Annotated in this window: 2 protein-coding genes; both read left to right on the top strand. The window is 71.7% G+C overall.

Annotated elements, in window-relative coordinates; translation table 11 throughout:
- The first annotated feature begins 1,004 nt into the window (after positions 1-1,004).
- Positions 1,005-1,898, top strand: coding sequence for a class I SAM-dependent methyltransferase (locus tag ACZ7KX_RS41975; RefSeq protein WP_470331221.1), 894 nt, complete (start codon positions 1,005-1,007; stop codon positions 1,896-1,898).
- A 66-nt stretch (positions 1,899-1,964) separates the two neighbouring features.
- A complete protein-coding gene (locus ACZ7KX_RS41970) occupies positions 1,965-3,623 on the top strand; it encodes a flavin-containing monooxygenase (RefSeq protein WP_470331220.1) in 1,659 nt (552 codons plus the stop codon).
- Positions 3,624-5,285 lie beyond the last annotated feature (1,662 nt).

The raw sequence follows: 5,285 nt of genomic DNA, 5'->3' as shown, positions 1-5,285 counted from the left end.
CCCCCCACACCCCGCCGCCCTTGCGCACCGCTTGCGAGACACACGCTTACCTGACCCACAACACACCGCACCCGCACGCCCACCGGCACACCCCGACCAACCAAGCCGGACCGGCCGGACCGGACCTCAAGACCGGGGCCAGGTCGCAGGACCAGGCCGAACCCGACCGGGCCGCAAGACCAGGCCGAACCCGACCGGACCAGGCCTCAAGACCGGGCACCGGAACGACAACCGGCCCCGGCCCCGGCCCCGGCCGCACACAGGCCAGGCCCACAAGCCGGTTCCACACGGCCCACGGCACCACAGCCCACCCGCGTCACGCCATCACGACGCCACCCGCCGGCCGGCCGCACCCACAGGGCCAGTCGGACACCGCACAACCCCGCACCACCCCGTACGGCCCGCACGGCCCACGGCCCCCGGCGCCAACCCGCCGACAGGCCCGGACCACAAAGCCGGTACGGCACAGCACCACCCCGCACCACCCGCACCACCCCGCACGACCCGCACCACCCCGTACGGCCCGCACGGCCCACGACCCGCGGCGTCAACCCGCCGACAGGCCCGGACCACACGGCCCGCAGGGCACAGCACCACCCCGCACGACCCGCACCACCCCGTACGGCCCGCACGGCCCACGGCCCCCGGCGCCAACCCGCCGACAGGCCCGGCCCACAAAGCCGGTACGGCACAGCACCACCCCGCACCACCCGCACCACCCCGCACGACCCGCACCACCCAGTACGGCCCGCACGGCCCACGGCCCCCGGCGCCAACCCGCCGACAGGCCCGGACCACACGGCCCGCAGGGCACAGCACCACCCCGCACCACCCGCACCACCCCGCACCATCCCGTACGTGCCCGGTGTCCGGGAGCGCGCAGGTGCCGGCCCGGCGCCGGCCGCCCGCACCCGTGGCCCGTGCCCGCGCCGCACACCCCGCGTGTGCCGGCGCCCGTACCCGTTCTCCCCAACCCGCCAACCACATTCGAGGGGCCCCATCCCATGACCACCGTCGAAGCCCGCTCCATCAACCCCGACGTCGAGGCCATCCGCCACCACTACGAGGTCCCCAACGAGCTGTACCGCCTCATCCTGGGCCCGACCATGATGTACTCCGGCGGCTACTGGGAGGACGGCGAGGACCTCGTCGCCGTCCTGGACGAGGCCCAGGAACGCAAGCTCGACGCCTTCACCGACCTCGCCCGCGCCGCCGGCAGCGCCAAGGTCCTGGACGTCGGCTGCGGCTGGGGCACCATGCTCAACCGCCTCACCACCGTCCACGGCGTCAAGCGCGCCGTCGGCGTCACCCTCTCCCGCACCCAGGCCGACTTCGTCCACGCCCTGGGCAACCCCGCCATCGAAGCCCGCGTCGAGAGCTGGGAGGAGCACCGCCTCGCCGACGGCGAGCAGGCCTACGACGCCGCGTTCTGCATCAACGCCCTCGAACACTTCGTGCTCTCCTCCCTCACCCCCAAGGAGCGCACCCAGCGCTACCGCGTCTTCTTCAAGCAGATCCACTCCCTCCTCAAGCCCGGCGCCCGCTTCGTCCTGCACACCATGACCGTCGAGAACCCCCCGCTGCGCCGCCAGCTCCTGGACGACCTCAAGTTCCTCCAGCGCGAGGAGTTCGAGGGCTGCCACATCCCGCGCCTGCCCGAACTCGCCTCCGGCCTCGACGGCCTCTTCGAGGTCACCGAGATCCGCAACGAGCCCGAGTCCTTCGCCCGCGCCTGCCGCGCCTGGCTCAAGCTCCTCGCCGCCCGCCGCGACGAAGCCGTCGCCATGACCGACGAGACCACCGTCGCCCGCTTCGAGCGCTACCTCGACATCTTCGCCTACACCCTCGAAGACCACATCTTCAACAACTTCCGCGTCACCCTCACCCGCCGCGCCTGACCCCGCCCCCCGCCGGGCCACCGAACGGCACCCTCAAGCCAACCGCGACAAAGGGACACCGACGCCATGACCACCACCCCCGCCCCCGACCGCACCACCACCCCCGCGGCCACCGGCACCACCGCCGCAGCCCCCGCCCCGGCGGCGGGGGCCACCCCCACCACCCCGGCCACCACCCAGGGCCCGGCCGCGGACACCACCACGGACACCACGCCCGCGCCCGCCGCCGCGGAGACCGGCGACCTCGCCGTCCGCCACCTCAAAGTCGCCGTCATCGGCGCCGGCATCTCCGGCCTCGGCACCGCCATCGGCCTCCTACGCCGCGGAGAAGACGACTTCCTCGTCTTCGAACGCGCCGACGACCTCGGCGGCACCTGGCGCGACAACACCTACCCCGGCTGCGCCTGCGACGTCCAGGCCCACCTCTACTCCTTCTCCTTCGCCCGCAACCCCGAGTGGAAATCCACCTTCGCCACCCAGGCCGAAGTCCACGCCTACCTCAAGACCTGCGCCACCCGCTACGGCGTCGACCCCCACCTGCGCTACGGCCACGAACTCCTCGACGCCCGCTGGGACGACACCCACCAGCACTGGAACCTGCGCACCACCCACGGCCGCTACACCGCCCGCATCCTCGTCACCGGCACCGGCTACCTCTCCAACCCCGCCACCCCCGACCTGCCCGGCCTCGACACCTTCACCGGCACCGTCTTCCACTCCTCCCAGTGGAACCACGACCACGACCTCACCGGCCGCAACATCGCCGTCATCGGCACCGGCGCCTCCGCCATCCAGTTCGTCCCCAAGATCCAGCCCCAGGTCGCCCGCCTCGACCTCTACCAGCGCACACCCCCCTGGGTCGCCGCCAAACCCGACAAGCCCAACACCGCCCGCCACACCTGGATGCTGCGCCACCTGCCCGGCTACCAGCGCTTCCGCCGCGCCTTCAACCAACACGGCCGCGAAATCGTCGCGTTCTTCATGTCCAGCCCCTCCCGCACCACCGGCATGAAGAACATGGCCGCCGGCCACCTCAAGAAAAGCGTCAAAGACCCCGCCCTGCGCCGGCGCCTGACCCCCGACTACACCGTCGGCTGCAAACGCCTCCTGTTCTCCAACACCTGGTACCCCGCCATCCAGCAACCCAACGTCGACATCGTCTCCGACACCATCACCCACATCGGCCCCACCCACATCACCACCGCCGACGGCACCCGGCGCGACATCGACACCATCATCCTCGCCACCGGCTTCACCGCCACCAACCGCCCCATCGCCCACCGCATCCACGGCCGCGACAACACCACCCTCGCCGACACGTGGAACACCCACGGCATGACCGCCCACCGCGGCACCACCATCCACGGCTTCCCCAACCTCTTCATGATCCTGGGACCCAACACCACCCTCGGCCACTCCTCCCAGACCGTCATGATCGAAGCCCAGATCACCTACATCCTCGACGCCCTGAAAACCCTCGACACCCACCACATCACCAGCATCGACGTCCGCGAAGAAGCCCAGAACGCCTACAACCACGCCGTCCAGACCCGCCTGAAGAACACCGTCTGGAACAACGGCGGCTGCACCAGCTGGTACACCGACACCCGCGGGAACAACCCCTCGATCTGGCCGACGTACACCTGGCGATTCCGGAAACAGACCCGCCACCTCGACATCAGCAACTACCAGACCACCACCCACACCGACCACACCAACCCCTAACCCCAACCAGCCCGCCCCGGCCCGACCCGGCCCGGCCCGGACCACCAGACCCGCCCCGGACCACCAAGCCCGGCCCGGCCAGACCACCCGCCCCGGACCACCAAGCCCGGCCAGCCGGCCAAACCACCCGCCCCAGCCCGACCCAGCCCGGCCCGCCAGACCCGGCCCGCCCCAGCCAAGCCCGGCCCAGCCCCGCCACGCCACACCAGGCCGACCCCGCCGCCACGCCACACCAGGCCGACCCCGCCGCCACGCCCCGCCACGCCGCACCAGGCAAAACACCGGAGCCGGCCACCGCACCACCCCGCCACCGGACCGCCGTTACCCACACAGACCGCGGCACCACCCGGCACCAAACCCCACGGACAGCACGGGACACCAGAACACCGGGCACCACGACACAGGGCACCACACGGCACCACACGGCACACCAGGCCCCACCACACGGGCCACACGGGACACAAGGCCCCAAGGCCCCAAGGCCCAGGACACGGAAACCAAGCACCCCCCACCAAGACCCGGGACATCACCGGACATCAGGACACCGGAACACCGGGACACCACAGGGGCACACGGCACCGACGCCCGGGAACATCAGGACACCGGAACACCACAAGGGCACACGGCACCGACGCCCAGGAACACCAGGACACCGGAACACCACAAGGGCACACGGCACCGACGCCCAGGAACACCAGGACACCGGAACACCACAGGGGCACACGGCACCGACGCCCAGGAACACCAGGACACCGGAACACCACAGGGGCACACGGCACCGACGCCCAGGAACATCAGGACACCGGGGCACCACGCACCACCCAGCGCCAGAACACCGGGCACAGGACACGGAACACAAGGTGCCAGGACACGGGACACCACAAGGGCACACGGACAGCCACCCGGGGTACAGGGGACAGCCACACCAGGCAACAAAGAGGCAAGCACCACCACGCACCACAACCAGGCACCACCACGGCCCGCCGCCCGACCCACCCGGGCGGCAGGCCGGCCACCCCACCAAACCAGCACCACCCAGCGAAACACCACCCCGGGCCACCCCGCACGACAACCCGAACAGGCCACCACACCACCCAAACCGCCACCCAAACCGCCACCCACCACCAGGCCACCAGCCCGCACCACGCCAGACGACCAACACGGCCCGGACGACGAACCCAACAGACACCCGGCCACCCCGGCACCCCGCCACCCCGGCACCCCGGCACCCCGGCACCCCGGCACCCCGGCACCCCGGCACCCCGGCACAGCTACCCAGCCCAACCCCCGCCCGCACAACCGAAGACCGAGGACCGGACACCACCACCGGTCAGCCCGACCTGCCGCACCACCCGAACACCAACCACAGACCAGGCCCCACAACTTCACACCCGTTCACCCGCCGGCCGGACCCACCACCCGCCACCGCCCCGGCCGAACACCCCCAACCACGCCCGCCCCCACCACACCGGGGACCGCGGGCCACCCCCACACCCCCGCACAACCACACACAACCCACCACCACCCCGAAAACCACCAACACCACCCACCCCAACACGACCCGGAACACCACCCGGACACCACCCACGACCGCCACCGGGCACCGACCACAGCAGCCCACACCAGCCCGGCACCTCAACACCGGACCGGGAAACCGCACGC

It is taken from the genome of Kitasatospora sp. NPDC038210 (genome assembly GCF_055600605.1).
Note: the sequence above shows the minus strand (reverse complement) of the source record. Positions and strands in the feature narration are given on the sequence as shown.

What these genes read in the sequence shown, in the direction of transcription:
- ACZ7KX_RS41975 (WP_470331221.1), top strand. Translation starts at nt 1,005, where the DNA reads ATGACCACCGTCGAAGCCCGCTCCATCAACCCCGACGTCGAGGCCATC.
- ACZ7KX_RS41970 (WP_470331220.1), top strand. Translation starts at nt 1,965, where the DNA reads ATGACCACCACCCCCGCCCCCGACCGCACCACCACCCCCGCGGCCACC.